A 25,952-nucleotide genomic window follows, 5' to 3' on the forward strand; every position below is an offset into this window, starting at 1 on the left:
CCCTCCGGTTTCGCGCAAAGCGATCTACTCTATGTATCGGCATTGTCGGATCGACGCTGAACCTTTCAGAACAGTTCTTGCTGAACCGCGAACAAATTTCCGAGGAAGCTTTGGCGGTGCATCGGCGTCGGACCCATCCGCAACAACGCTTCCCGATGCTCCTTGGTGGCGTACCCCTTATGTTTCCCGATGCCGTATCCGGGGTAAAGCACGTCCCATACTTCCGCGCATAGCCGGTCTCGCGTCACTTTGGCGATAATGGAGGCGGCGCCGATCGACTGGCTTAAGAAGTCCCCTTTCACGATGGCGGTCTGCGGCAGATCCAACTCCACCGTCTCCGCGTCGATCAGCAAATGCTCCGGAACGATCCCGAGCCCAAGCACCGCCTGTTTCATCGCGAGGCGCGAGGCTTGCCGGATGTTGATCCGGTCGATGACGGAGGCCTCCACGCGGGAGACGGACCACGCGGACGCCTCGCGGATAATGTCTTCATACAATTGCTCTCGCTTTTTTTCGCTGAGCTGTTTGGAGTCGTTGACGCCTTCCAGCACCAGCCCCGGGGGCAGAATGACCGCCGCGGCCACGACGTCGCCGAACAGGCAGCCCCGCCCGACTTCGTCGATTCCGGCCACGGCCGTCAAACCATGCGACCACAGCTCGGTTTCGAACCGTAACCGGTACTCGTTTTCATCCATGCGATGTACGCCCTTTCGCGTTGTTTCGACTTCTCCATTGTCCATCATCGCTTCGCGATCGGTCAACGGCGGATTCGGCCGGTCAGGCGCTTTCTTGCTTTCATTTCTTGGTCCAAGAGGCGCCATCTGGTTTTATAGGAAGATTTCGATGTATATTGGAGAAGAAAAATGTCCGCTCCGGATCCTGAGAAGGGGGGCTAAGGCCTTGCAAACGAAATCCGACCGGATCCTCCTTATCGTTTTTCTTTCGCTTTCCGCGGCTTTCTTCGGTTTCGTCCGGCTGTTCACCTTCGCCTACAAAACCGGAGGTCCTGTTTCCGGCAACGGGAATCCGGGACTCCTGATCGCGTTTCCCGCCCTCGTCTTTTATTCCGTTACGCTTTTCTACATCTATAAGGCCGGCCGGTATTTCTTCAGGTTCGGGAACCGAAGAGTCGCCTCCCGTTATCCGTTGGTCCTTTTCTTCCCGCTTGCGGTCTGCGGGTACGGAGAGTTCCGGTTCGCCCGTTCTTTGCTGCGGCATCTGGGAGGAGGTCCCGGCGATCCCGATTCCGTCATTTACCGCTGGCCGCTGTTGAACCAATACACGAACACCATGTTTTTGAACGCCTATACGTTTATCGGCGGCATCCTCATCGCCTTGCTCATCGGATGCTGCGTTGAAGGGTCGAGACGTGTTTGGCCGTTATTCCCGGAGTGACCGAAAAATCTCTGCGGAGACCTTTCAAGCGAACGCGAGGCAAAACGGTGACTTCGGCGATTTAGAGCACGTGGTGCGCTAATTCAGCGGTTGAACGCTGAGTTCGGCCATATAGAGCACGTGGTGCGCTACTGCAGCGACTGAACGGTGAGTTCGGCCATTTAGAGCACTCGCTGCGCAATTGCGGCGACATTCCGTGAACGGGAAACAAAAAAGAGGCCTTTCGGCCCCTCGGGTTTGGAAAATGTTCGTTTTCGTTCTACCGTGTTTCGTTCGCATCCGCACCATTAACCGTAACCGGTATCGGACTTTCCAACGTCAGCCGCCCGAGCTTGCCGGACCGCAAATCCCGCAGCAGCACCCCGGCTGCCTTCTCGAAATCGACGTGCCCGCCGCCGGCGAGGCATCCCCTTCTTCTGCCGATCGCCTCCAACACCTCCGCCGCGGATTGCATATCCGGCAGACGCTCCGGCAAATGGGCCAAACCGTATCTATCGCGCAGTACGTCGCCATAGTCCGCCGCCAAAATCTGCAGCGTAAAGCAGGCTACCTCGTCGATATGCAGCACTTCTTCCTTGATCGCCCCGGTCGCCGCGAGCAGGCTGCCCGCATTCGGATCCTCGAATTTGGGCCACAATATGCCCGGCGTATCGAGCAGCTCCAGGTCCGATCCCGTGCGGATCCATTGCTGGCCTTTCGTCACGCCCGGACGGTCTCCGGTCGCCGCGGCGCTCCTTCCGGCAAGCCGGTTAATGAGCGTCGACTTGCCGACGTTCGGGATGCCCACGATCAAGGCGCGGACCGGACGCGGCTTCATCCCTTTGGCCAGTTGGCGTTCGATTTTGGCGCGCATGAGCTCTCGCGCTTTCGCGGGGATCTCCTTGACCCCCGCTCCGCTGTTCGCGTCGATCGCGTGCGCTTCGTGTCCGAGCGCGCGGAACCAGGCCGTCCACTCCGCCGTGCGGCCGGGATCGGCCAAGTCGGCTTTGTTCAGGAGCACGAGCCGCGGCTTGGAACCGACGATCTCGTCGACCATCGGGTTGCGGCTCGACTGCGGGATGCGCGAATCGATCAGTTCGAACACGACGTCGATCAGCTTGAGCTTTTCTTCGATTTGGCGTTTGGCCCGGGTCATATGCCCGGGAAACCATTGGATCGTCATCGCTCCGCCCTCCTTCCGCCGCGCCGATCGCCGCCGGCTAGTGCTTGATAAAATGGAAATCCGGAAGCGGCCAGTAGACCAAATCCGCGCGGCCGACCACGCGGCTAAGCGGAATGAAGCCGATCGTGCGGCTGTCTTCGCTGTTCGAACGGTTGTCCCCCATGACGAACAACGCGCCTTCCGGAACTTTGCCGTCGGGATTTTGGCTGTTCGGGAAATCATCCCACCACTGGCCGGCCGAGTTGTAGTCATTGCCCGCCGCATGGGCGGCGTCGTACGCCGCTTTCAAATACGGCTCCTCGATCTGTTGGCCGTTTATGTAAACTTTGTCGCCATCCACTTTGACCGTGTCGCCCGGCACGCCGATGACCCGTTTGATGAAGTCGCGGCCTTCGTCCGGCACGTGGAACACGATCACTTCCCCGCGCTTGGGCTTGCGGATATCATATACGATTTTGTTGACGATGATCCGTTCCCGGTCCCAGAAATTCGGCTGCATGGACGGACCGTCCACGATAAACGGGCTGACCAGCAGCCACCGGATGACGAAAACGAGCAGCCCGGCGATCGCCAGCGCCTTGATCCACTCCACGAGCTCCCCGGCCAGCCGGGACGACTCTTGCTTGCGCGGAGCGGCCGGCTCCTCCGGAGAACGGTCTCCGGCGTCCGTACCGCCCGGTTCGCCCGTTTCGGAGTTCGCGCCGTTTGCCGCCGTTCGATCGGCGAATGGTTCCCGCTCTTCGGATTCGGGATGTTGCCGTTCATCCATGGATTCGTTCGCCTCGCTTCTCTTTCCGCCGCAGGATGGTGGAATGGGTATCGATCTCCCGAAAATGCAAAAAGGGGGACTCGCCTAAGCCAAGCCCCCCTTGTATGCGGATTATCGAATTTCTTTGATACGGGCCGCTTTCCCGCGCAGGTTGCGCAGGTAATACAGCTTGGCGCGGCGGACTTTGCCGCGGCGTGCCACTTCGATCTTCTCGATGCGGGGCGAATGTACAGGGAACGTACGCTCGACTCCGACGCCGTACGAGATTTTGCGAACCGTGAACGTTTCGCTGATGCCGCCTCCGCGACGCTTGATCACGACGCCTTCGAACAGCTGGATCCGTTCGCGGGAGCCCTCGACGACCTTCACGTGCACTTTCAGCGTGTCGCCCGGGCGGAAGCTCGGGATGTCTTTGCGCAACTGCTCTTGCGTAATCGTTTGAAGCAGACTCATGAGGGTGTTCCTCCTTCCGTCATAGACGTTCGTGTCTCCGCTCCCCGGATGCCTTCATCCGGATCATGGCGTGCAGAGGACCGTCCGTAATCCATGTAAACAACATTTAAAATATTACCACAGCCGGGACGGAAACACAACCGAAAAATCGAGCGTTACTCGAATTCCAGCTCGGCGCGTTTTTCCTCCAGCCACTTTCGCTCCGCGGCCGTCAATTCGGCGCGTTCCAGCAAATCCGGCCGGCGCACGAACGTCCGCTCCAGCGACTGCCGCCGCCGCCACTTGGCGATCTCGGCGTGGTTCCCGGAGAGCAGCACGTCCGGCACGGCCCAACCGCGGAATTCCGGGGGCCGGGTGTAATGAGGGTACTCCAGCAAGCCGTCCTGAAACGAATCGGCCAGCGCCGAATTTTCGTTTCCGAGCACGCCGGGCAGCAATCGGACGACGGCATCGATGACCGCCATCGACGGAAGTTCCCCTCCGGTCAGCACGTAATCGCCGATGGACAGCTCGTCCGTCACCAGAAACTCGCGGATCCGCTCGTCATACCCTTCATAATGACCGCAAATAAACACGAGATGGGATTCCCGCGCCAGCTCCTCCGCTTTCCGTTGGGTGAACGTCTCGCCTTGCGGGCACATCAAAATCACCCGGGCCGGCTTGCCGCCTTCGCCTCCGGCCCGTTCCAGCACGTGTTCCACCGCTCCGAAAATCGGCTCCGGCTTGAGCACCATGCCGCCGCCCCCGCCGTAAGGCGTATCGTCGACGGTATGGTGCTTGTTGGTGGAGAATTCCCGGAAATTCAAAGTGGACAGCTCCACGATCCCGCGTTCCCGCGCCTTTCCTAAAATGCTGCTGCCGAACACCCCGTCGAACATTTCCGGAAACAAGGTCAGCACGTCGATGCGCATCGTTTACAGCAGCCCTTCCATGAGATGGACCTTCACCCGTTTGGCCGCCACGTCCACGTCCAGCACGACGTCGTCGATGACCGGCAGCAGCAGCTCTTTGCCTTTCGGCCGCTTGACGACCCAGACGTCGTTGGCTCCGGGAGACAGCACGTCCGTCACCACGCCGAGCGCCTCGCCTTCCTCGCTGACGACCTCGCAGCCGACGATGTCGCGGACGTAATATTCGCCCTCTTCGAGCGGAACCCGGTTTTCCGCGCTCACCTTGAGCTCCCAGCCTTTATACCGCTCTACGTCGTTGATGTTGTCGTAGCCCTGCAGCTTCACGATCTGCAGGTTTTTCTGCTCCCGCGAAGATTGGATGAAGACGGGAACCGAGTCTCCCGCGCCGTCCGGCGGAACCATGAGCAGCCGGCTGCCCGACTTGAACCGGACTTCGGGAAAATCCGTTTGGGGCCATACCCGGAGCTCGCCCCGCACCCCGTGCGTGTTTACGATTTTTCCGACGTTGAGCATTCGTTCCTCCGCCATGGAGGTTGCCCCCTTTGCGATTGCCTGTGCCCTCTCGGACCTGCGAAAAGGGGCCAGATCTGCATCGCTGCATCTCTTGCCCCTTTTCCCTAATCCGAAATAATGTCCACGATGACGCGTTTCCGCTCCTTGACGGCAGCGGATGAGACGACGGTGCGCAGCGCCTTGGCGATGCGGCCTTGTTTGCCGATGACTTTCCCGACATCGCCGGGATGAACGGAAAGCTCGTACACCAGGCCACGCGCGTCTTCCTTGACCTGGACCTGCACGTCTTCCGGATGATCCACCAACGCCCGGGCGATGACCCGAATCAGCTGTTCCATGGCTCATTTCCTCCGGTTCCTCGTACCGCCGCGGCCGAAGGAGCCGACGGCCAGGACGTTACTTCTGGAGCTTGGATTCGTGGAACTTCTTCATGACGCCGGCTTTGCTGAGCAAGCTGCGGACCGTGTCGGAAGCTTGCGCGCCGTTTTGCAGCCATTTAAGCGCTTTTTCCTCGTCGATCTGCACTTGGGCCGGCTGAGCGACCGGGTTGTAGATGCCGATCTCTTCAATGAAGCGGCCGTCGCGGGGAGACCGGGAATCGGAAACGACCACGCGGTAGAACGGGGCTTTGTGGGCGCCCATCCGTTTCAGACGAATGCGGGTTGCCATTGGTAAATTCACCTCCTTAAACGGGATCGAAAACGCCAGCGGATGGATGCCCATCCTCGTGGAGCGATCGGACAGCGATGCCGCTAAGGGACACAACGGACGTTATTCGGGCCATTCTCGTCCCATTCGCATTCTAACGGACACCATCGCACTTATTTGGGTAAATTCCCCATCTATTGATAGATTTCGTTGTCATTAAGGGCTGTGGTGTCCGTTACGGTTTGGACAAGGCCGATTATCGCAAAATAGGGTCCGTCGTGTCCGTTAGGATCGGCGCCAGCCCTTCAGGAGCTTAGAACGGGAACTTCATGCCGCCCTTGCCGCCTTTGCCGAGCATTTGCTTCAGCGCCTTCATGCCGCCCTTCGGACCTTTGCCTCCCGGACCCATGAGGCCCGAGAACTGCTTCATCATTTTCTTCATGTCCTCGAACTGGCGGAGCAGGCGGTTCACGTCGGCGACCGTCGTGCCGCTGCCCGCGGCGATCCGCTTGCGCCGGCTGAAGTTGATCAGCTCCGGCTTCAGCTTCTCCTGGCGGGTCATCGATTTGACGATCGCTTCCGTGCGCGCGATCTGCTTCTCGTCGACTTTGAAATTGGGCATGCTCTTCAGCTTGCCCATGCCGGGCATCATGTCCAGCAGCTGGTCGAGCGGCCCCATCTTGCGGACCTGCTCCATCTGCTCCAGGAAATCCTCGAGCGTGAACTCCGCGGTGCGCATTTTGCGTTCCATCTCCGCGGCTTTCTCCGCGTCGATGCCCGCCTGCGCCTTCTCGATCAGCGATAGCATGTCGCCCATGCCGAGAATCCGCGAAGCCATCCGGTCCGGATGGAACGCCTCCAGCTGGTCGATCTTCTCGCCGGTCGACGCGAACTTGATCGGGCAGCCGGTAACGGCTTTGACCGACAACGCCGCGCCGCCCCGGGTGTCGCCGTCGAGCTTGGTCAGCACCACGCCCGTCAGCGCCAGCTTCTCATGGAAGCTCTGGGCCACGTTGACCGCTTCCTGGCCGGTCATGGCATCGACGACCAGCAGTACTTCGTCGGGGTCGACCGCGTCGTGGATCTGCTTGATTTCCTCCATGAGCGCCTCGTCGATCTGCAGGCGCCCGGCGGTATCGATCAGCACGTAATCGAGGCCTTCGTCCTTCGCTTTCTGCACGCCCTGTTTGGCGATTTCCACCGGACTTACTTGATCGCCGAGCGTAAACACCGGCACGCCGATCTGCCCGCCCAGCACTTCGAGCTGCTTGATCGCCGCGGGACGGTAAATGTCGCCTGCCACGAGCAGCGGCTTCTGGTTCTCTTTTTTCAGGAGGTTCGCGAGCTTGCCGGTCAGCGTCGTCTTGCCGGCGCCCTGGAGACCCGCCATCAGCACGACGGTCGGCGGCTTGTTCGCTTTGACCAGCTTAGCCTGCGTGCCGCCCATGAGCTCGGTCAGCTCTTTGTTGACGATATCGATGACGACCATCGCGGGCGTGAAGCTTTTCATGACTTCCTGCCCGACGGCCTTCTCTTTCACCTTGGCGATGAAATCCTTGACGACCTTGAAGTTGACGTCGGCTTCGAGCAGCGCAAGCCGAACTTCGCGCATCGCCTCGTTGACGTCTTCCTCGGTCAGCTTGCCGCGTCCCCTCAGCTTGCCGAACACGTTCTGCAGCCGGGACGTCAATCCTTCGAATGCCATTTTTGCCCCTCCTTTAACGGAAGAAAGGTCAATCCCTTAAGCGGGCCGCCGATTCGAGCAGCGGACCCCGCCGGTCGGCCGGCAGCCGTCCGATTTCCCGCTCCAGCCGGTCGATGTCCTCCTGGAGCCTCTCGTGGCGGGCGGCCAGGCCCAGCTTTTCTTCATAACTTTCCAGCGTCAACGTGCCGCGTTTCAGATGCTCGTAGACCGCCTGCCGGCTGATGTTGAATTCCGCGGCGATCTCGCCGAGGGAATAATCGTCTTGAAAATAGCTTTTCAGGAACGTCTGCTGCTTCTCCGTCAAAAGAGGACCGTAAAAGTCGAACAGGACGTTGATCCGGTTCGTCTTCTCCAGCGCGTTCTCCCCGTTCACCCCAGGTCACCCTTTCGCCCCGTGTTAAGGAAAAACACTTTACAGCCGAACGTACTCCCCCATCTTAACGAAAACGAAAACGGATGTCAAGGAATTCTCCTTAACACCCGTTTCGCCTATTCGCGTTTCGATTAGGAGCTTGCGGACTCGGCGGCCGTTTTCTGCGGAACCGCCACGGTTTCCGAATGCGGCTTTACCTTACGGATAAAGAAGGCCAATACCAGCGCGGCGACGATCATCCACATGGAAATCTCGAACGCGAAGTTGATGCCGTAAACCGTCGCTTGATCGGTGATCTCCTTCATTTGGGCGGCGTTGGCCGCGTCCTGCGGGTTGATCTTCGCGGCGATGACGAGATCCTTGCCCTTCGACTCGGCGGCGTTGGTGAAGAATGTCACCAGCAGCGCCGTGCCGAGCGCACCGGCGATGTTCCGCAGCGTCTGCGACATCGCCGAGCCGTGCGCGTTGAGCCGCTGGGGCAGCTGGTTCATGCCGGCCGTCTGGATCGGCATCATCAGCATGGACATCCCGAACATCCGCAGCGTGTACAGCAACAGCATGTGGTTATACGACGTGTCGACCGTAAGCTGCGTAAACTCGTACGTCGTGCCTGCGGTAATCAGGAGTCCGATGACCGACAGCCAGCGGGCGCCGACTTTGTCGAAAATCATGCCGGTGATCGGGGACATGACGCCCATGAGCAGCGCGCCCGGCAGCAGCAGCAAGCCGGATTTCAGCGGGGTGAAGCCCCGGATATTCTGCAGGAAGATCGGAAGCAGGATCATGGCGGAGAACATGGCCATCGTGATGATGACGTTAATCAAGGTCGTGAGCGAGAACATGTCGAATTTGAAAACCCGGAACTCCAGGATCGGCTTCTCGACCTTCAGTTCCCGCCAGACGAACAGGATCAGGAACACGACGCCCGCAGCCAAGCTGACGATGACGCGCGCGTTGTCCCAGCCGTCCGTGGACGCGTCGCTGAATCCGTACAGCAGGCCGCCGAAACCGATCGTCGAGAAAATGACGCCCCAAATGTCCAGCTTGGGCAAGGAGTTCTTGGTAACGTTCTTCATGGAGAACGCCCCGAAAACCAAACCGATCACCGCAAGCGGCAGCACGATGTAGAACAGCACCCGCCAGGAATGGTGCTCGACGATCCAGCCCGACAAGGTCGGGCCGACGGCCGGCGCGAAAATCATCGCGAGACCCATCATGCCCATCGCTTTCCCGCGCTGTTCGATCGGGAAAATCGTCAGGAACACGATGGACATGAGCGGCATCAGGATGCCGGCGCCCGCGGCTTGGATCAAACGTCCTGCGAGCAGCACTTCGAATCCGGGGGCGAGCGCGCACATCAGAGTGCCGACCGTGAACAAGCTGGTTGCGCTAACGAACAGTTGGCGAGTGGTGAACCGCTCGATCAGGAACGCGCTGATCGGAACGAGGATGCCGTTCAGCAGCATGTAGCCGGTGATCAGCCATTGGATCGTGCTTTCCCCGACGTTCAAGTCTTTCATCATGGTGGGCAGGGCGACGTTGAGCAAGGTCTGACTTAAGATCGCCACGAAAGCGGCGATTAGCAGGGACGCGACGATCGGCGCCCTTTTGATTTGATTTTGTACGGCTTCCATTTCTCACTTATCCTCTCCGTTTTGCAGTAAGTCGATGATTTTGCCTTGAACCCTCAGCAAATGGCCAATATCCTCTTCCGACAGCGTAAGCAAGGGAGACAGGCGATCCAAGATCCGATCGTTCATTTGTTCGACCATCTCATTCCCGGCCGAACTCAAGTTCAGCTCGACGGCGCGCCGATCCTTCTCCAACCTTTCCCGCTCGATGAACCCGGCCTGGACGAGCCGGTCCACGACGCCGCTGACGGTGCTGGCGCCCGAATGCATGAGCTCGGACAGCTCGTTCAAGCCGATCCGAGGATATTGCTTGAGAACGCGCAACGCAAGAAATTGAATCGGCGTAATCCCGAATTCCTCGCAATCTCTGCGGGTCACGTGGAAAAAGACGCGGTTCAATTCGCGAAGCGAATCGCCAATCCGAACGATCGGATTGCGGTCATCCATTTCCTCCCATCCTTCGCAGCCGAATATTTCGCACACGAAATATCTTAATATCCGTCACCTTCCCCGTCAAGGAGAGGAATACATTCCCTATGACGAAACGAACCGCATGTCTCCGCTTACATCGGATCCATGCGGCCCCATATCATTAGTTTTCTTCCGTTTCCTCCGGATTACCCGCCAAACCCGCGAAAAGCGCGTGCACGAATTGCTCCGCGTCGAATTCCTGCAGATCGTCCATTTTCTCGCCGAGCCCGACGAATTTCACCGGCAGCGCCATTTCGTTGCGGATGGCGATCACGATGCCGCCCTTGGCGGTACCGTCCAGCTTCGTCAGGACGAGGCCGGTGACGCCGCTCTTCTCGCCGAAAAGCTTCGCCTGCTGCAACGCGTTCTGCCCGGTGGCGGCGTCCAGCACGAGCAGCGTTTCATGCGGGGCGCCCGGGATTTCCCGCTGGATGACGCGGTGGATCTTGGCGAGCTCCTCCATGAGGTTGGCTTTGTTCTGCAGCCGTCCCGCCGTATCGCACAGCAGGACGTCGACGCCCCTGCGCTTGGCTTCCTGCACCGCGTCGAACATGACCGCCGCCGGATCGGAACCGGCTTCCTGCCGGATGACATCCACGCCGGTGCGCTGGCCCCATACTTCGAGCTGCTCGATCGCGCCGGCGCGGAACGTGTCTCCCGCGGCCATGAGCACCGTTTTTCCTTGCTGCTTGAAGCGCCACGCCAGCTTGCCGATCGTCGTCGTTTTCCCGACGCCGTTGACGCCGACGAACAAGATGACGGTAATGCCGTCCGGATTCGTTTTCAACGCCGCGTCTTCCCCGGAACCCCGCAGCATGTCCATCAGCTTCTCGCTGAGGATCGGCTGCAATTCGGCCGGCTGATCGATTTTGCGTTTCTTCACTTCATCCCTCAGGTCGTCGATCAGCTCCATGACCGTGTTCACGCCGACGTCCGCGCCGATCAGGATTTCTTCCAATTCTTCGAAGAAAGCCTCGTCGATCTTGCTGCGACGCGTGAACAGCTCGGCCACCCGGTCCGTCAGCAAGCTGCGGGTTTTCGCGAGCCCTTCCTTGAACTTGCTCGTCACCGCTTCCGTCTTGGACGCGATGCTCTCCCGGAGTCGTTTGAAAAAACTCATTCCTCTACCTCCAAACCGTTTACGCGGTGGCCGTCATCAAATCGTCCGTGTCCTCCAGGCGGACGGACACCAGCTTCGAGACGCCGCCTTCTTCCATGGTGACGCCGTACAGCATGTCCGCCTCTTCCATCGTCCCTTTGCGGTGGGTGACGACGATGAACTGCGTCGTTTCTGAAAATTCCCGCATGTATTGCGCGTACCTCGCCACGTTCGCTTCGTCCAGCGCCGCTTCGACCTCGTCGAGCACGCAGAACGGCACCGGCTTGACGTTCAGGATCGCGAACAGCAAAGCGAGCGCGGTCAGCGCCCGTTCGCCGCCGGACATGAGCTGCAGGTTTTGCAGCTTTTTGCCCGGAGGCTGCGCGACGATATCGATGCCGCTGTCGAGCGGACTGTCCGGCTCGGTCAGGATCAGGTCCGCCCGGCCGCCGCCGAACAGGCGCGAGAAGACGACGACGAAATGCTTGCGGATGTCCGCGAACGTCGTCAGGAAGCGGCGGGACATCTCTTCGTCCATTTCCCGGATGATGCCGTGCAGCTTCGTCTTCGCTTCGATCAGGTCGTTCTTCTGGCCGGACAGGAACTCGTAACGTTCGCTGACGCGTTTGAACTCCTCGATGGCGCCCATGTTTACGTCGCCTAGCATCGTGATTTTACGCTTGAGCTCCCGGACTTCGTTCTGGGCCGCCGGCACGTCCTCCGGAACGGCGTAACGTTCCTTGGCCAGCTCGAAGCCGATTTCGTATTCCTCGCTCAGCTTGCGCAGCAGGTTTTCCAGCTCGACGTCAAGCCGGCCTTCGGCGATTTCCGATTGGCGCAGCGAATCCTCGACGTTCCTCAGCTTCGTCCGCTGCTCCTTCGTCTCGCCTTCCTTGATTTCCAGCTCTTTCAGCTTGAGGGTCCGGTCGGCGCGTTTGAATTCGATCCGTTCCGTCAGGCTCTTCCGCTGGATTCTCAACTCGTTCAGCCGTTCGCGCTGGGACACGAGCTCCTGCTCCGTGCGGGCCGACTCGGCTTCGTTGTTGGCCAGCGATTCCGCCAGCCCTTTGCGCTCCGCGGACAGGCGCGACAGCTCCGCCCGCACGCGGGCGCTCTGCTCGTCGGTCGAGGCCATGTCCTGCTCCAACCTGGCGATCGTGACTTTGAGCTCGGTGAGCGCCGACTGCAGCTCTTCCTTCTCGGACTGGGTGCGGCGCCGGAGCTCTTCCGCCTCGCGGATGCGCTCCTGTACGCGCCGTTCCTCTTCCGTCAACGCCGTAAGGCGGGCTTCCGCTTCGCCTTTCTGCGCTTCGAGTCCGCCGGCCTCCGCCGCGAAGGACGACTTTTCCCCGTCCAAGGCGGCGCGCTGCTCGCCGAGCTGGACGACTTCGTCCTGGATCCGCTGCAGGTCGGCGTGCGCTTGCTGCTCGTTCAGGCGCTCTTTCTCTCCGGCTTCCCGCAGCTGTTCGATATTTTGCGAGGCGTGGGCCAGCTCTTTCTTGAGGTCGTCGACCTCCGCTCTCGCGGTCTCCCGCGCCTTCTCCGCTTCGGCGATCTCCTTCTCCAGCTCTTCGAGCTGGCGCTGGCGGCCGAGCAGGCTGGCCGACTTCTTCTGCAGGCTGCCGCCCGTCATCGAACCGCCGGGATTGACGACGTCCCCGTCCTTCGTCACGACGCGATAGCGGTATTGGAGCCGGGACGCGATGCGGTTCGCCTGCTCCAGCGTTTCCGAAACGAGCACGTTGCCGAGCAGGCTGCCGACGATGCCTTCGTAACGCGGCTCCGTGGCGACGAGTTCGGACGCGACGCCGACGAAACCTTCCGCCTGCTCCAGCATGCGGCGGTCGCCGTCTCCCAGATGGCGGGGACGGATGACGTCGAGCGGCAGGAACGTCGCGCGGCCGGACTGCCGCTGCTTCAGGTAAGCGATCGCGGCCCGGGACGTACGCTCGTCCTCCATGACGATGTTCTGGAGGGCGCCTCCCAACGCCGTTTCGACGGCGGTTTCCAGATGCGCCGGCACGCGGATCAGCTCCGCGACGGCGCCGTGCACGCCATGGAGCTGGCCGCGTCCCGCCGCCCGCAGCACTTCGCGCACGCCGTGCTGGAAACCGTCGTAATCGTTTTGAAGCTCCTTGATCGTATCCCGCCGCGACACGAGCGCCTCCCGCTTCTGTTCCCAGCGGCGGGCGTTCGCCTGAGCCTCCTCCACTTTGCGCTGCAGCTCGCCGGAACGGGCGCCTTCGGACACCAGGCGGTCGCGCACTTCGACTAATTGCCGGGCCGCTTCAGCCAACCTTTCCTCCGCGCGGACGCGCCGTTCTTCCAGCTCGGCCTGTTGGCGGCTCCATTTCTCTTCCTCTTCCGTGATGCGCGCCAAACGCCGCTCCAGCATTTCGCGCTGACCTTCGCCGTAGCGGATTTCATTGCGGGCCTGCGCCATCGCGTTCATGACCTCGAACAGCTCGGCCTTCAGCTTATTCTCGGCTTCCTCGCTGCCGTCGGCCAGCGCCAGCCGCTCCTCTTCCGTCTCCAGCTTGGCCGCCAGCGCCGCATGCTCGGCTTCGGCCTGGCTCCGGCGGGTTTGCAAGGCCTCGGCTTCCGCCGAAGCCTCCGCATGCCGCTTCTCGGCGGAAGCCAGCGATTCTTTCAGCCCTTCGCGATTGCGTTCCAAGTTGGTCTTCCGCTCGGCGAGCAGCTCTCCGTAGCCTTCGGACTTCTCGGTTTCCTCGCTGCAGCGCAGCAGCTCGTCTTGCAGGGAGGCCAGCTCGTCCTCCAAGCGGTTCAGCGCCTGGCGGTCTTCCTCGAGCTGCGCGTCGTGCGCGCTTACGAACGTGCCGAGAGCCGTCTGCTCCTCGCGCAGCGCGGCCAGCCGTTCGTTCAGCTCTTTCCAGGAAGCGTGCACGCCTTCGATCTGATGGACGTAAAGCGCGATTTCCTTGTTTTTCAGCTGCTCTCTGAGCGTCTTGAACGTCTCGGCTTTCTCGGCCTGCTTCCGCAGCGGCTCGATCTGGCCCTCGAGCTCGCTGACGAGGTCGTGGATCCGCAGCAGGTTGTTCTCCGTGTCCTCGAGCTTTTTCTGGGCTTCCTTCTTGCGGCTTTTGTATTTCACGATGCCGGAAGCTTCCTCGAAAATGCCGCGGCGGTCTTCGGAACGGGTACTGAGGATTTCCTCGATTCGGCCTTGCCCGATGATCGAATAAGCCTCTTTGCCGATGCCCGTATCCATGAACAACTCGGTGATATCCTTCAGCCGGCAAGGCTGCTTGTTGATCAGATATTCGCTCTCCCCGCTGCGGTGGACGCGGCGGGTGACCGTGACCTCCGTGAAATCGAGGGGCAGCGCCTTGTCGGCATTATCCAGCGTAAGCGAAACTTCGCCGAAGCCGACCGGCTTGCGCGTGTCGCTGCCGGCGAATATGACGTCCTGCATGTTGCCGCCGCGGAGCGACTTGGCGCTCTGCTCGCCGAGCACCCAGCGGATGCCGTCGGAAATGTTGCTTTTGCCGCTGCCGTTCGGGCCGACGACCGCCGTGATGCCGCGGGTGAATTCCAGCTCCGTGCGGTCGGCGAACGATTTGAATCCGGCCAGCTCGATTCGTTTCAGAAACATGCGAAAATCCTCACCTCATCAGCATTCTGAAAACGGCGAATACTTGCGTTAACCTTTCGTCAGCGCCCGCAGCGCTTCCGATGCCGCTTGCTGCTCCGCTTCCTTCTTGGAGCGTCCGGCCCCGTGGCCGAGCGCCTGCTGCCCGATCAGCGCGACGGCGACGAATTCCCGGTCGTGCGCGGGGCCCCTCTCTTCCACGATCCGGTATTCGAGCGGGCCTTGGCCAAGCTGCTGCACCTTCTCCTGAAGCTCGGTTTTGTAATCTTTGAGCGGCGCTCTCCCGTCTTCCGGCAAATGGGGGAACAAGTGTCGGTTCAGGAAAGTCTGGACCGCACCCAGTCCTTGATCCAGGTAAAGAGCGCCGACGAACGCCTCGAAGGCGTCAGCCAATAGGGAGGGCCGCGTTCGGCCCCCCGTAAGCTCCTCCCCTTTGCCGAGGAGCACGACTTGCCCGAATTCGAGCGCTTCGGCAAAACGGACAAGCGACGGCTCGCAGACGATGCTCGCGCGCAGGCGGGTCAGCTCGCCTTCCGGACGGTCCGGGTACTTGCGGTACAAATATTCCGATACGGTGAGCTGCAAAACGGCGTCGCCCAGGAACTCCAGCCTCTCGTTGTCCGAGGTCCGGGCTCCCCTTTGTTCATTCACGTATGAAGTATGCGTAAAAGCCTGCCGCAGCAGCGCCGCGTTCCGGAACGTAAAGCCCGTCCGCTCCTGCAGCTTGCGAAACGATTCCTTCACCTGCTCGCACCGCCTTTCTCCGGATAAGACGCTTCAAACAGAAACGACGCAAGCGGCACCGGCCGCCTGCGTCGCCGTTTTCGCGCCGATTAGGCTTCGTATTTGCGCATGATGACGGTCGCATTATGGCCGCCGAATCCGAAGGAATTCGACAACGCCGTGCGGATGTCCGCCTTGCGGGGCGCATTCGGCACGTAGTCGAGATCCAGCTCCGGATCCTGGCGATCCAGATTAATCGTCGGCGCGATCACGCCGTTCTGCAGCGTCAGCGCCAAAATCACCGCCTCGATGCCGCCCGCGGCGCCGAGCAGATGCCCGGTCATCGACTTCGTCGAGCTCACCGCCAGCTTGTAGGCGTGGTCGCCGAACGTCGTCTTGATCGCGGTGGTCTCGGATTTGTCGCCGACCGGCGTCGAGGTTCCGTGCGCGTTGATGTATCCGATTTCTTCCGGTGCGATGCCGGCGTCCTTGATCGCCCTCGCCATGCAGCGGGCCGCTCCGTCCGGATCCGGCTCCACCATGTCGTAAGCGTCGCCGCTCATGCCGTAGCCGATGACTTCGGCGTATATATGGGCGCCGCGCCCCAGGGCATGTTCCAAGCTTTCCAAGATCAGAACGCCGGAGCCTTCGCCCATGACGAAGCCGTCGCGGTCCACGTCGAACGGCCGGCTCGCTTTCTCCGGTTCGTCGTTGCGGGTGCTCATCGCCCGCATCGAGCAGAACCCGGCCATCGCCATCGGCCGAACCGTCGCTTCGGCGCCGCCGCAGATCATCGCGTCGGCGTCGCCGCGCTGGATCATCCGGAACGAATCGCCGATGGAATGCGTTCCCGTGGCGCAGGCCGTCACGGTGGTCGTGTTCGGGCCTTTGGCGCCGGTGATCATGGAAATTTGGCCGCTGGCCATGTTGGCGATCATCATCGGGATGAAGAACGGGCTGACGCGGCGCGGTCCTCTCTCCAGGAGAAGGCTGTGCTGCTCTTCCCACGTGCCCAATCCGCCGATGCCCGAGCCGACGCTGACGCCGACGCGGTCCGACTCGGCGTTCGAACCGATTTCGAGTCCGGAATCCTTCAGCGCCATCAAGCTCGCGGCCGCGGCGAATTGCACGAACCGGTCCATTTTGCGCGCGTTTTTCTTATCCAAACCGTACGCTTCGGGATCCCAGTTCTTGATCTCCGCCGCGATTTTGGTCGTATAGTCGGAAGTATCGAAAGCTTCGATCCGGCTGACGCCCGACTTGCCCGCCAGCAGGTTGTTCCAAAAAGTCCGTATATCCGAACCGAGGGAAGTCACGACTCCCATCCCGGTAACGACGACGCGTTGTGCCAAAACGGTTTCACCTCTTCGGGGTAAAAGACGCTCGAATGTGGAGAGGTCCCGTCTTCCAACGGGACCGCGACCATTACGAATGAGATTGTATGTAATTTACGACTTCTCCCACCGTTGTGATCTTCTCTGCATCCTCGTCGGAAATCTCCAAGTCGAATTCGTCTTCGAGCTCCATCACGAGTTCTACCACGTCGAGAGAGTCAGCGCCCAAGTCGTCTTTGAAGGATGCTTCGGCGGTTACTTCCGCCTCTTCCACTCCCAGGCGTTCGACGACGATGCGTTTCACGCGCTCATAAACATCGGACATCCGGTTCACCTCCCTTAACGTATTATACGTGAATCATGGACAAAAAGCCATAGAAGCAAGCGTATACGGAAATCGCCCGAAATGCAAGTCCCGCCGGACGAGGAGGGTCATGGCAAGCCCGGCGGTTCCGCTTACATGTACATGCCGCCGTCGACGTGGATCGTCTGACCCGTCATGTACGAGGAAGCGTCGGACGCGAGGTACACCACCGCGGAGGCGATTTCCTCCGGCCGGCCGACCCGGCCCAGCGGAATGTCCTTCTCCAGCTTCTCCTTCATATCGGGAGGCAGCTTGTCGGTCATGTCGGTGGCGATGAATCCCGGAGCTACGGCGTTGACGGTGATGCCGCGGGAGGCCAGCTCCTTCGCCGCGGATTTGGTCAGGCCGATGACGCCGGCTTTGGAGGCGACGTAGTTCGCCTGCCCCGGGTTGCCGAGCGCGCCGACGACGGACGAGATGTTGATGATGCGGCCGGACCGCTGCTTCATCATGGAGCGCGTCACGGCTTTGATGCCGTTGAACACGCCTTTGAGGTTCGTCTCGATGACCTCGTCGAACTCTTCTTCCTTCATCCGCATGATTAGGTTGTCACGGGTAATGCCGGCGTTATTCACCAGGATGTCCAGCTTGCCGAACGCCTCCAGCGCCTGGGCGACCATGGCTTCGAATTCGGCGGCTTTGCCGACGTTCGCCTTGATCATGACCGCCTTGCGTCCGAGCGCTTCGATCGCTTTCACCGTCTCGGCCGCAGCCGCTTCGCTGCCGGCATAGTTCACGGCGACGTCGGCGCCCGCTTCCGCCAGCGCGACGGCGATCGCGCGGCCGATGCCCCGCGACGCGCCCGTCACGAGGGCGGCCTTGCCCGTCAAATCCCACATGGCCATGGGGAGACCTCCTTGGAAAATGGTTTGGTTGCAAGTTATTGAGGGGTTGGAATTAAGCCGGTGTGGCAGGCTGAATCCGCCGATACTACCCGCGTTGGCGGGGTTTAAGTCGGTAAAACCGACTTAACCGACCGTCGTACCCCGCGTGTATGGAGTTTAAGTCGGTAGAAACGGCTTAAACGTCCATCGTACCCTGCATCCGCAGGAGTTAAGTCGGCGGAACCGACTTAAACGACCGCTGTATCCCGCGTCTGCAAGGTTTAAGTCGGTAGAAACGGCTTAAACGTCCGCCCAGCCGACCGATTGCAGGGTTTAAGCCTGCGTGGCAGACTTAATCAGCCACAGCACCCCAAGTCAGCAGGGTTTAAGCCTGCTTTGGGCGGCGTTTAAACCGATGCGCCGTTTTAAGCCTGCCCCAGCGCAGCGGCTGCCGTGTTCACCGACACGACTTGCACGGTCTTGTCGATTTTGCGGATCAGCCCCGCCAGCACGGTGCCGGAGCCGATTTCCACGAACGTATCGACGCTTTGTCCGACCAGATAGCGGACGGTCTCTTCCCAGAGCACCGGGGAGACGACCTGCTTCACCAGCAGTTCGCGAATGGCCGCGCCGTCCGTAACGGGTTGCGCGTGCACGTTCGCCACGACCGGCACCTCGGCATCGCGGAATTCCGCTTTCGCCAGTTCCCCGGATAAGCGGTCCGCCGCGGGCTGCATCAGCGAAGAGTGGAACGGCCCGCTGACTTCCAGCGGAATGACGCGTTTGGCCCCGGCTTCCTTGCCCCGCTCGCCGACGGCCGCCACTCCGGCTGCCGTGCCCGATACGACGATTTGTCCCGGGCAGTTGACGTTGGCCAATTCCACAAGCCCGGCGTTCGCCGAGACGTCGCGGCACAGCGCCTCCAGCGGCTCGCGTTCCGCGCCGAGCACCGCCGCCATGGCACCTTGCCCGCCGGGCACGGCCTGCTCCATGAACAAGCCGCGCGCCCGCACGAGACGCACCGCGTCCTCGAAGCCCAGCACGCCGGCCGCCACCAGCGCGCTGTATTCGCCCAGGCTGTGCCCTGCCACGTAATCGGGTTTTACGCCTTGCGCCTTATAAACTTCCCACAGCGCCACGCTGGTCGTCAGAAGGGCCGGCTGCGTCAAAGCGGTCTGCCGCAGTTCTTCTTCCGGACCCTCGAAAATCGTCTTGCTCAGCGGGAACCCGAGAGCGGCGTCCGCGCGGTCGAAAATCTCCTTCGCCGCCGGCGACGTCTCGTAGGCGTCCTTCCCCATGCCGACCGCTTGCGCGCCTTGGCCGGGGAATACGAATGCGATTTTGCTCACTTGATCTCCTCCCGTAAGTTCGGCCGCGCTCCTTACAGAACGAGCGCCGACGCTCCCCAAGTCAGTCCTCCGCCGAAGCCGACGAGCAGCAGCGTGTCGCCGGTTTTCGCCCGGCCCTCCTCCACCGCTTCCGCAAGGGCGATCGGGATGGAAGCCGCGGAAACGTTCCCGTACCGGTCAAGGTTGACCATGGCTTTGTCTTCGGACAAGCCCAGGCGTTCCAAAGCGGCTTGCACGATGCGGATGTTCGCTTGATGGGGGACGAGCAGATCGATGTCCGCCTTGGCCAGGCCCGCCTTATCGAGCGCTTCTTCGGCGGCGCTGCCCATCACCCGGACGGCGAACTTGAACACGTCGCGGCCGTTCATTTCGAGAAAATGCTTTTTGTCCGCGACCGACTGTTCGGTCGCAGGCAAGCGGGACCCCCCGCCGCAAATGCGCAGCAACTCGCCGCCGGATCCGTCCGCGCCCAGCACGAACGACCGGAAGCCGCGGCCCTCCGGCACCTCGCCGACGACGACCGCGCCGGCCCCGTCGCCGAACAGGATGCAGGTATTGCGGTCCGTGTAGTCCGTGATGCGGGACAGCGTCTCCGCCCCGACCACGAGAATGCGGCGGTACATGCCCGTCTTCACGAAGCTCGCCGCCGTCGCCAATCCGTAGATGAATCCGGAGCAGGCGGCGGACAAATCGAACGCGGCCGCTTGCTTGGCGCCGAGGCGATCCTGCAGCAGGCAAGCGGTCGACGGGAAGAACATGTCCGGCGTGATCGTGGCCACGATGATCAAATCCAGCTGATCGGCCGTCAGGCCGGCCGCCGCCAGCGCCCGCACGGACGCCTCGTAAGCCAGGTCGGAGCTGGCCTGGGCCGGTTCCGCGATGCGCCGCTCCCGAATCCCCGTCCGCGTGACGATCCATTCATCGTTCGTTTCGACCATTTGCTCCAGATCCTTGTTCGTCAATCGGCGTTCCGGCACGTACTTGCCCGTCCCCAGAATGCCGACGGCAGTTTCCCTCATTCCCATCTCTCACTTTCCGCTGAATTCGCTTTTGATCGCGTCGATCAGGCCGCCCGCCAGCGCGCTGCGCGTCTGGCGGATCGCGATCTTCATCGCCCGGGCGTTGGACGAGCCGTGCCCTTTGACGACCAGACCGTTCAAGCCCAGCAAGGGCGCGCCGTTATATTCGTTGTAATCCATTTTATCCCGGATGCGGCGGAAAGCCGGCTTCAGGATGGCGGCTCCGATCTTGGACGTCACAGTAGCGGTGAGTTCCCGCTTCAGCAATTTGAAAATCGCTTCCGCCGTGCCCTCGATCGCTTTGAGCATGATATTGCCCGAAAACCCGTCGCAGACGATAATGTCGCAGACGCCGTACAGCACGTCCCGCGCTTCCACGTTGCCGACGAAATGGATCGGGGCCTGCTCCAGCAGCTCGAACGCGGCTTTGCTTTGTTCGTTGCCCTTGGCCGCTTCCGTCCCGACGTTGAGCAAGCCGACGCGCGGCCTCTCGATACCGTGCGCCTTCTGGCGGTAAAGGCTGCCCATCAGGCCGTATTGAAGCAAATGCTCGGGTTTGGCGTCCATGTTCGCCCCGAGATCGAGCGCCAGCAAGCCGGCATCGTCGATCGTCGGCAGCATCGGGGCCAGGCCCGGACGCTCGATGCCCGGCAGCCTGCCGACCACGAGCAAGCCCGTCGCCATCAGCGCGCCGGTGTTGCCGGCCGAAATCATGGCGTCGGCGGCGCCTTCCTTTACCATCCGTCCCGCGACGACCATGGAAGATCCCGTCTTGCGGCGGACGGCCCGCACGGGTTCGTCATCCGCTTCGATCACTTCCGGCGCTTCCTCGATCGATACGTTCTTGGGAACGCCGGCGCCGAGCAGGGGTTGGATCCGGTCTTTCTGTCCTACTAACGTGAAATGAGTGTCCGTCCACTCGGAAGCCGCCTGCAAAACCGCTTCGACCGGGGCCTGCGGCGCGTGATCGCCGCCCATGGCGTCAACGGCGATTTTCACGGGCTTCGCCTCCTTCTTGATGATGTTCGCCTGCCGAACGGTAAATGACGAAATTGCCTTGAAACACCATTTCTTCCCCAACGTAAGTGAACACTTCGACTTTCGCCTTGCCCTTCGCTCCCCCTCCGGAGCGAACGTAGGCTTTGGCGATGCACTTCTCGCCCAGCCGCGCCGGACGGATGAACCGGATATCGGCGGACGAAGTCAGCGCGATTTCGTCGTTGATCACGGCCACGGCCAGCGAGTTCGCCTGGGCGAACACATGATGCCCGCGGGCGATTCCGCTGCGCGAAAACACATGCTCCTGGCCGATTTCGAAAATCGAGATGCCGCTCCGGTCGAGCTGCAGATCGACGACTTCGCCGATCACCTCGTGCAGCGGCAGCGATTTGACGGAATCGTGGGAACGCTCCGCGATCATCTTCAGCCTTTCGCGGAGCTCCGGGATGGCCAGTTCGAGACGGTCCAGACGGATCGTCTGGATGCTGACCTTGAGCAAACGGGTGAGCTCGCGGTCGGTCAGAAACGGGTTTTCCTCGAGCAGCTTGGTCAACTGCTGGTGACGCTCGCGTTTCGGAACTCGTTCCAAACTTGCCACCGCTTTCTCAAAAGGTCGATTTTGCAAGCAGATTATGATACCTGGTGCTAACCTCGAGTATAAAGAAAAACGCGCCCGCACGCAACGGCGACAGACCTTGGCGGATTGAGCAATCCGGGCCGTTCGCCGCCCTGTCGGGCGCGTCAACCTTGATTATTGTTTGATGACTTCGCGGGATTTGTAGGTGCCGCATACTTTGCATACGCGATGCGCCAGTTTCAGCTCGCCGCATTGATCGCATTTCACCATGCCCGGAACGACCAGTTTGAAGTGCGTCCGGCGCTTGTTTTTGCGGGATTTCGATGTTTTTCCAAAAGGTACTGCCATGTTCCCACCTCCTTACCCTGCTATCCGTTCCTTGCGGAAACGGCGTTGTCGGCCATCCGGCTTGCCGGGGCGCCCGATAAGGGAGCCGAAGCCGTTTTTGCTCGTTCATTCGTTGCGGAACCAGTTCTGCAGCGCTTCAAGGCGCGGATCGATGCGATCGGTCTTGCAGGCGCAGGACTGTTCGTTCCGATTGGTGCCGCATTCCGGACACAAGCCTTTGCAGTCTTCCTTGCACAGAGGCGCGAGCGGCAAATTCACCACCAGCTCTTCTTCCAGGAAAGGACGCAGATCGATCCGCTCTTCCGTCACCGGCACGAAATCGTCTTCTTCGCCCGGCTCCGGATCGCCTTCCTTCATTACCTGGAACTGTTCCTCGAAGGGAATGGCGAACGTCTCGTCAATCGGAGTCAAGCAGCGCGAGCACAGCAGCCGAAGCTTGCAGCGAAGCTCGCCGTTCACGAGGATCCTTCGGTTCGACGCCTGAGCGGTCAGACGGTATTCCAGGGGACCGAGCGGAAAGACGTCGCGCGAGCCTTCGAACAACTCCGCTACGTCGACGGAACCCTGCAGCTCCACGGGCTGTTGCCGGGAGAGCAGCTCTTGGACACGTAGAATCATAAGGATCACTCCAAACAAACAAAAGTTATTATATCGAGATTGGGCGCCATTTGTCAATGATGCGTTTTCTCGAGAGGCGGGGCCGTGATATAGTCGAGATATCGTCGTTTGTGGAAAGGAGCCGCAACATGCGAACGGTCGGCCTTGTCGTGGAATACAATCCGTTCCATAACGGTCATCTCTATCATTTGCAGCAATCCTTAAAAATAACGGGAGCGGATGCGGTCGTCGCCGTCATGAGCGGAAACTTCCTGCAGCGGGGCGAACCGGCGGTGGTCGGCAAATGGGCGCGGGCGGAGATGGCCTTGCGGGCGGGGTGCGACTTGGTGCTGGAGCTGCCCGTCGCTTACAGCGCCCAACCGGCGCAATGGTTCGCCTACGGCGCGGTCGCCGTATTGGATGCTTGCGGCGTCGTAGATGCGCTCTGCTTCGGCAGCGAGAGCGGCGACTTGGCGTCGCTGGACGCGGTCGCGGGCCTGCTTGCGGACGAGCCCGAGGCGCTGGCCCGGGAGCTGAACGCGCGCCTGCGGCAGGGCATGCCGTATCCGTCGGCCTATACGGCGGCTGCGGGGCAGTTGCTGGCGGCGAGGGGCATGGCCGATCTCGCGTTTTCTTTGGAACAGCCGAACCATACGCTGGGCTTGCATTATTTGATCGCGCTGCGGCAGCTGAAGAGCCGGATCGTCCCCTACTCCGTCCGGCGGGAGAAAGCCGGGTACAACCAGGCCGACGTCACCGACGCGGCCATCGCCAGCGCCACGGCTTTGCGGAAGTTGATCGCGGAGACCGGCTCGTGGGACGCGATCGCGCCCTTCGTTCCTTCCTATGCTTTGGAGATCCTGCGCCGCGAAGCGGAGGCGGGCCGCGCGCCCGTCGACTGGGAGTCGTTCGCCCGCCCGCTGTTCCACGAGCTGCTGCGGCTTCCGCCGAAGGAGCTGGCCGAGTACGCCGAGGTGTCCGAAGGCTTGGAGCACCGGATCCGGCGGGCGGCTGGCGAACTTACGGAATGGCGGGTCGCGGAGTTGCTGGAACGCCTGAAAACGAAGCGCTACACCCGCACGAAGCTGCAGCGCACGCTGCTCCGCATTTTGCTGGGCCACCGCAAGGAATGGCTTACGCGCGAACGGCTGTCGGCCGGCGTCGAGTACCTGCGCGTGCTTGGGTTTACCGAGCGGGGACGGCAGCTGCTGGCGGACATGCGGAAGCGGGCGTCGGTCCCCGTCGTGCATTCCGCCGCGCGGGGAGACTGGGCGTATCTGGCGATGGACGCCCGCGCGTCCGCGGTGTACGCGCAGGCGTTCCGCAAGCCGGACCCGGCTGACGCGATGCGGGATTTCCGGCAGCCTCCCATTCGAGCGTAATCGCGGAAAGAGCGGGCGAGTTCCCGCTCGCCCCTCCGCTCGTCCGCTCAACCGTAAATTTTGACCCTGCAGCCTGCTCGACCCTCAACTCATCCGCTCTATCTCCAACATTTGAGCCATATGCCCACTCGACCCTCCGCTCATCCGTTTCAGCCACAAACCTTGTACCTACAGCTTACTCGCCCCGCCACTCAGGCGCTCTGACTGCATTTTACCAATGATTCAGCCCGGACCGGGTTTGCGGGTGGAACCATGCGGCTTCTGCGCATTATTCGGTCTAGTTCGAGGGTTACGTCCGGAATCAGGAGACTTCGGCGCATTGTTCGGCCTGGCCGTGCATTTCCTCCCGGGCGGACAAGTGGTCTAACGGTCGGCCAAGCCGCGTACATTGTAGGGAATTCCACCAAAGGAGACCGCTGCGATGTTCAAGCCCATCCGCCGCCGCTACGGGTCCGCGCTCCAATCCGCCCTCCTGGGCGGCGCCGCCCTGCTGATCGTGATCGGAATCGTCCGTTCGCCCGGAGAAGCGTTCCGGGCTTCTTTATCCGGCTTGCAAATCTGGTGGCAGCAAGTATTTCCCGGCCTGATCCCTCCGCTGATCCTCGCGGAGCTGCTGGCGGCCTCCGGCTTGCTGCATGCGCTCTCCGTCCTGGCGGAGCCGCTGACGCGCGCCTGGCTCCGCCTGCCGGGCGCCGCGGGTTGGGCGATCGCCTTCGGTTGGACCGCCGGCGTGCCCGCCGGCGCCAAAGAAACGGCCCGGCTGCGGGATACCGGCCTGTTGCGGGACGAGGACGTCGACCAATTGCTGCTCGTCTCCCATGTCCCCAATCCCTTCCTCGTCGTCGCCATTGCCGGCGCCGGGTTCCTGCAATCCCCCGCGCTGGGCTGGGCGATGGCGGGCGGCGTCTGGTCCGCGGCCCTGCTGTCCGGCTTCATTTGGTCCCGGCTGAACCGACCTCGCCGCGCGGCTTCCGCCGCCGAGCTCCCTGCCCCGGCTCCCCGTCCCGCTTCGCCGTTCCGGCGGGCCGCCCAGGCCGCATCGGCGGCCCGCAAGGCGGACGGCCGACCGCTTGGCCGGCAACTGGGCGATGGGGTCACGCAAACCGTCGCTGCCCTCATGATGGTCGGCGGCTTGATGATGATGGCTTCCGTCGTGCTGAAGCTGCTGCAGCTATGGATTCCGGGCGCCGACGTCTGGCTCGCGATCCCCGGCCTGTACGAAATGCATCTCGGCGCCTACGGGACCGGACGATCCCCGCTGCTGGAATCGGCCCCGGCGCAAGCTGCCGCCTTGCTCGCCGCCGTTCTGGCATGGACGGGTTGGAGCGGACTTCTGCAGGCCCGGGCCGCATTCGGCTCCGCCAGCCCGTTTCCATGGGGACGAATCATTGCGGGCAAACTGCTGCAGTCGGCGCTGGCGCTGCTGATCACCTTTCCGCTCGCTCGAATTGCGCTTTCCCGAGGCTTCCAAGCCGATGCCGCCGCGCTCCAATGGCTTCCCGGGAGCGGGATCGCCCGCCAAGCCATGGCCGCCGGCGATCCCGGCTGGTTGGACCTGAGGCTCTGGCCGGAGGTCTGGCTGGCCGGTTTGTTCAGTCTGGCCGTCTTTCTGCTGCTCGCCTTGCTGGCCGCCCTCATCCGTCCCCGTCCCCGCCGTCCGGACGATCCGCCGCCCCCGGGCAAACAATAAGGACCG

At 61.6% G+C, this 25,952-nt stretch carries 27 protein-coding genes; 3 read left to right on the plus strand and 24 right to left on the minus strand.

The window, feature by feature from the left end; genetic code table 11:
- Positions 1–65 precede the first annotated feature (65 nt).
- Positions 66–695: a ribonuclease HII gene (locus PTZ19_RS04185; protein ID WP_276352522.1), complete on the minus strand. Its 630-nt coding sequence runs from the start codon at positions 693–695 to the stop codon at positions 66–68.
- A gap of 205 nt (positions 696–900) precedes the next feature.
- Here PTZ19_RS04185 and PTZ19_RS04190 point away from each other — a divergent pair, with 205 nt between their 5' ends.
- Positions 901–1,395: a hypothetical protein gene (locus tag PTZ19_RS04190; RefSeq protein WP_276352523.1), complete on the plus strand. Its 495-nt coding sequence runs from the start codon at positions 901–903 to the stop codon at positions 1,393–1,395.
- 259 nt (positions 1,396–1,654) lie between these two features.
- Here PTZ19_RS04190 and ylqF read toward each other — a convergent pair whose 3' ends face one another.
- From ylqF to PTZ19_RS04305, 23 genes are all read right to left on the minus strand, one after another.
- Complete coding sequence (ylqF, locus tag PTZ19_RS04195; protein ID WP_276352524.1) at positions 1,655–2,557, minus strand: ribosome biogenesis GTPase YlqF; 903 nt, start codon at positions 2,555–2,557, stop codon at positions 1,655–1,657.
- Positions 2,558–2,594: 37 nt separating this feature from the next.
- Positions 2,595–3,326 (minus strand): signal peptidase I, encoded by a 732-nt coding sequence (gene lepB, locus PTZ19_RS04200; RefSeq protein WP_276352525.1) that lies wholly within the window; start codon positions 3,324–3,326, stop codon positions 2,595–2,597.
- Between the two features lie 111 nt (positions 3,327–3,437).
- A complete protein-coding gene (rplS, locus tag PTZ19_RS04205) occupies positions 3,438–3,779 on the minus strand; it encodes a 50S ribosomal protein L19 (protein ID WP_276352526.1) in 342 nt (113 codons plus the stop codon).
- A 155-nt stretch (positions 3,780–3,934) separates the two neighbouring features.
- Complete coding sequence (trmD, locus tag PTZ19_RS04210; protein WP_276352527.1) at positions 3,935–4,690, minus strand: tRNA (guanosine(37)-N1)-methyltransferase TrmD; 756 nt, start codon at positions 4,688–4,690, stop codon at positions 3,935–3,937.
- Between the two features lie 3 nt (positions 4,691–4,693).
- Positions 4,694–5,218, minus strand: a complete 525-nt coding sequence (rimM, locus tag PTZ19_RS04215) for a ribosome maturation factor RimM (protein WP_276352528.1) — start codon at positions 5,216–5,218, stop codon at positions 4,694–4,696.
- 89 nt (positions 5,219–5,307) lie between these two features.
- On the minus strand, positions 5,308–5,541 hold the full coding sequence (locus PTZ19_RS04220; RefSeq protein ID WP_276352529.1) for a KH domain-containing protein: 234 nt from the start codon (positions 5,539–5,541) through the stop codon (positions 5,308–5,310).
- 58 nt (positions 5,542–5,599) lie between these two features.
- The gene (gene rpsP, locus PTZ19_RS04225) at positions 5,600–5,872 is read right to left on the minus strand and encodes a 30S ribosomal protein S16 (RefSeq protein WP_276352530.1); all 273 of its coding nucleotides are present in this window, start codon (positions 5,870–5,872) and stop codon (positions 5,600–5,602) included.
- A 292-nt stretch (positions 5,873–6,164) separates the two neighbouring features.
- Entirely contained in the window at positions 6,165–7,556 is a 1,392-nt protein-coding gene (gene ffh, locus PTZ19_RS04230) for a signal recognition particle protein (protein ID WP_276352531.1), read from the minus strand.
- Between the two features lie 28 nt (positions 7,557–7,584).
- Complete coding sequence (ylxM, locus tag PTZ19_RS04235; protein ID WP_276352532.1) at positions 7,585–7,929, minus strand: YlxM family DNA-binding protein; 345 nt, start codon at positions 7,927–7,929, stop codon at positions 7,585–7,587.
- 131 nt (positions 7,930–8,060) lie between these two features.
- Positions 8,061–9,563, minus strand: a complete 1,503-nt coding sequence (locus PTZ19_RS04240) for a DHA2 family efflux MFS transporter permease subunit (protein WP_276352533.1) — start codon at positions 9,561–9,563, stop codon at positions 8,061–8,063.
- Positions 9,564–9,566: 3 nt separating this feature from the next.
- Positions 9,567–10,007, minus strand: a complete 441-nt coding sequence (locus PTZ19_RS04245; protein ID WP_276352534.1) for a MarR family winged helix-turn-helix transcriptional regulator — start codon at positions 10,005–10,007, stop codon at positions 9,567–9,569.
- A 145-nt stretch (positions 10,008–10,152) separates the two neighbouring features.
- Positions 10,153–11,151 carry a signal recognition particle-docking protein FtsY gene (gene ftsY / locus PTZ19_RS04250; protein WP_276352535.1) on the minus strand — a complete coding sequence of 333 codons (999 nt, stop codon included), beginning with the start codon at positions 11,149–11,151 and terminating at the stop codon, positions 10,153–10,155.
- Positions 11,152–11,170: 19 nt separating this feature from the next.
- Positions 11,171–14,743, minus strand: a complete 3,573-nt coding sequence (smc, locus tag PTZ19_RS04255) for a chromosome segregation protein SMC (protein ID WP_276352536.1) — start codon at positions 14,741–14,743, stop codon at positions 11,171–11,173.
- Between the two features lie 48 nt (positions 14,744–14,791).
- Complete coding sequence (gene rnc, locus PTZ19_RS04260; RefSeq protein ID WP_276352537.1) at positions 14,792–15,484, minus strand: ribonuclease III; 693 nt, start codon at positions 15,482–15,484, stop codon at positions 14,792–14,794.
- Between the two features lie 89 nt (positions 15,485–15,573).
- Positions 15,574–16,815, minus strand: coding sequence for a beta-ketoacyl-ACP synthase II (fabF, locus tag PTZ19_RS04265; RefSeq protein ID WP_276352538.1), 1,242 nt, complete (start codon positions 16,813–16,815; stop codon positions 15,574–15,576).
- A 73-nt stretch (positions 16,816–16,888) separates the two neighbouring features.
- Positions 16,889–17,122, minus strand: coding sequence for an acyl carrier protein (gene acpP / locus PTZ19_RS04270; protein WP_219637538.1), 234 nt, complete (start codon positions 17,120–17,122; stop codon positions 16,889–16,891).
- Between the two features lie 131 nt (positions 17,123–17,253).
- Positions 17,254–18,000, minus strand: a complete 747-nt coding sequence (fabG, locus tag PTZ19_RS04275; protein WP_276352924.1) for a 3-oxoacyl-[acyl-carrier-protein] reductase — start codon at positions 17,998–18,000, stop codon at positions 17,254–17,256.
- Between the two features lie 410 nt (positions 18,001–18,410).
- Positions 18,411–19,334 carry an ACP S-malonyltransferase gene (fabD, locus tag PTZ19_RS04280; RefSeq protein ID WP_276352541.1) on the minus strand — a complete coding sequence of 308 codons (924 nt, stop codon included), beginning with the start codon at positions 19,332–19,334 and terminating at the stop codon, positions 18,411–18,413.
- Positions 19,335–19,366: 32 nt separating this feature from the next.
- On the minus strand, positions 19,367–20,353 hold the full coding sequence (locus PTZ19_RS04285) for a beta-ketoacyl-ACP synthase III (RefSeq protein WP_276352543.1): 987 nt from the start codon (positions 20,351–20,353) through the stop codon (positions 19,367–19,369).
- A gap of 9 nt (positions 20,354–20,362) precedes the next feature.
- Positions 20,363–21,352 (minus strand): phosphate acyltransferase PlsX, encoded by a 990-nt coding sequence (plsX, locus tag PTZ19_RS04290; protein WP_276352545.1) that lies wholly within the window; start codon positions 21,350–21,352, stop codon positions 20,363–20,365.
- Entirely contained in the window at positions 21,336–21,941 is a 606-nt protein-coding gene (gene fapR / locus PTZ19_RS04295; RefSeq protein WP_276352547.1) for a transcription factor FapR, read from the minus strand. Before fapR ends, plsX begins: the two co-directional genes overlap by 17 nt.
- Before the next feature lie 162 nt (positions 21,942–22,103).
- On the minus strand, positions 22,104–22,277 hold the full coding sequence (gene rpmF, locus PTZ19_RS04300; RefSeq protein WP_276352548.1) for a 50S ribosomal protein L32: 174 nt from the start codon (positions 22,275–22,277) through the stop codon (positions 22,104–22,106).
- Positions 22,278–22,382: 105 nt separating this feature from the next.
- Positions 22,383–22,895: a YceD family protein gene (locus tag PTZ19_RS04305; RefSeq protein ID WP_276352549.1), complete on the minus strand. Its 513-nt coding sequence runs from the start codon at positions 22,893–22,895 to the stop codon at positions 22,383–22,385.
- Between the two features lie 128 nt (positions 22,896–23,023).
- Here PTZ19_RS04305 and PTZ19_RS04310 point away from each other — a divergent pair, with 128 nt between their 5' ends.
- Together PTZ19_RS04310 and PTZ19_RS04315 are read left to right on the plus strand one after the other, a co-directional pair.
- Positions 23,024–24,256, plus strand: a complete 1,233-nt coding sequence (locus tag PTZ19_RS04310; RefSeq protein ID WP_276352550.1) for a nucleotidyltransferase — start codon at positions 23,024–23,026, stop codon at positions 24,254–24,256.
- Between the two features lie 421 nt (positions 24,257–24,677).
- The gene (locus tag PTZ19_RS04315; protein WP_276352551.1) at positions 24,678–25,946 is read left to right on the plus strand and encodes a hypothetical protein; all 1,269 of its coding nucleotides are present in this window, start codon (positions 24,678–24,680) and stop codon (positions 25,944–25,946) included.
- Positions 25,947–25,952 lie beyond the last annotated feature (6 nt).

The sequence above is a fragment of the Cohnella caldifontis genome, from assembly GCF_029360585.1.
Taxonomy (GTDB): domain Bacteria; phylum Bacillota; class Bacilli; order Paenibacillales; family Paenibacillaceae; genus Cohnella; species Cohnella caldifontis.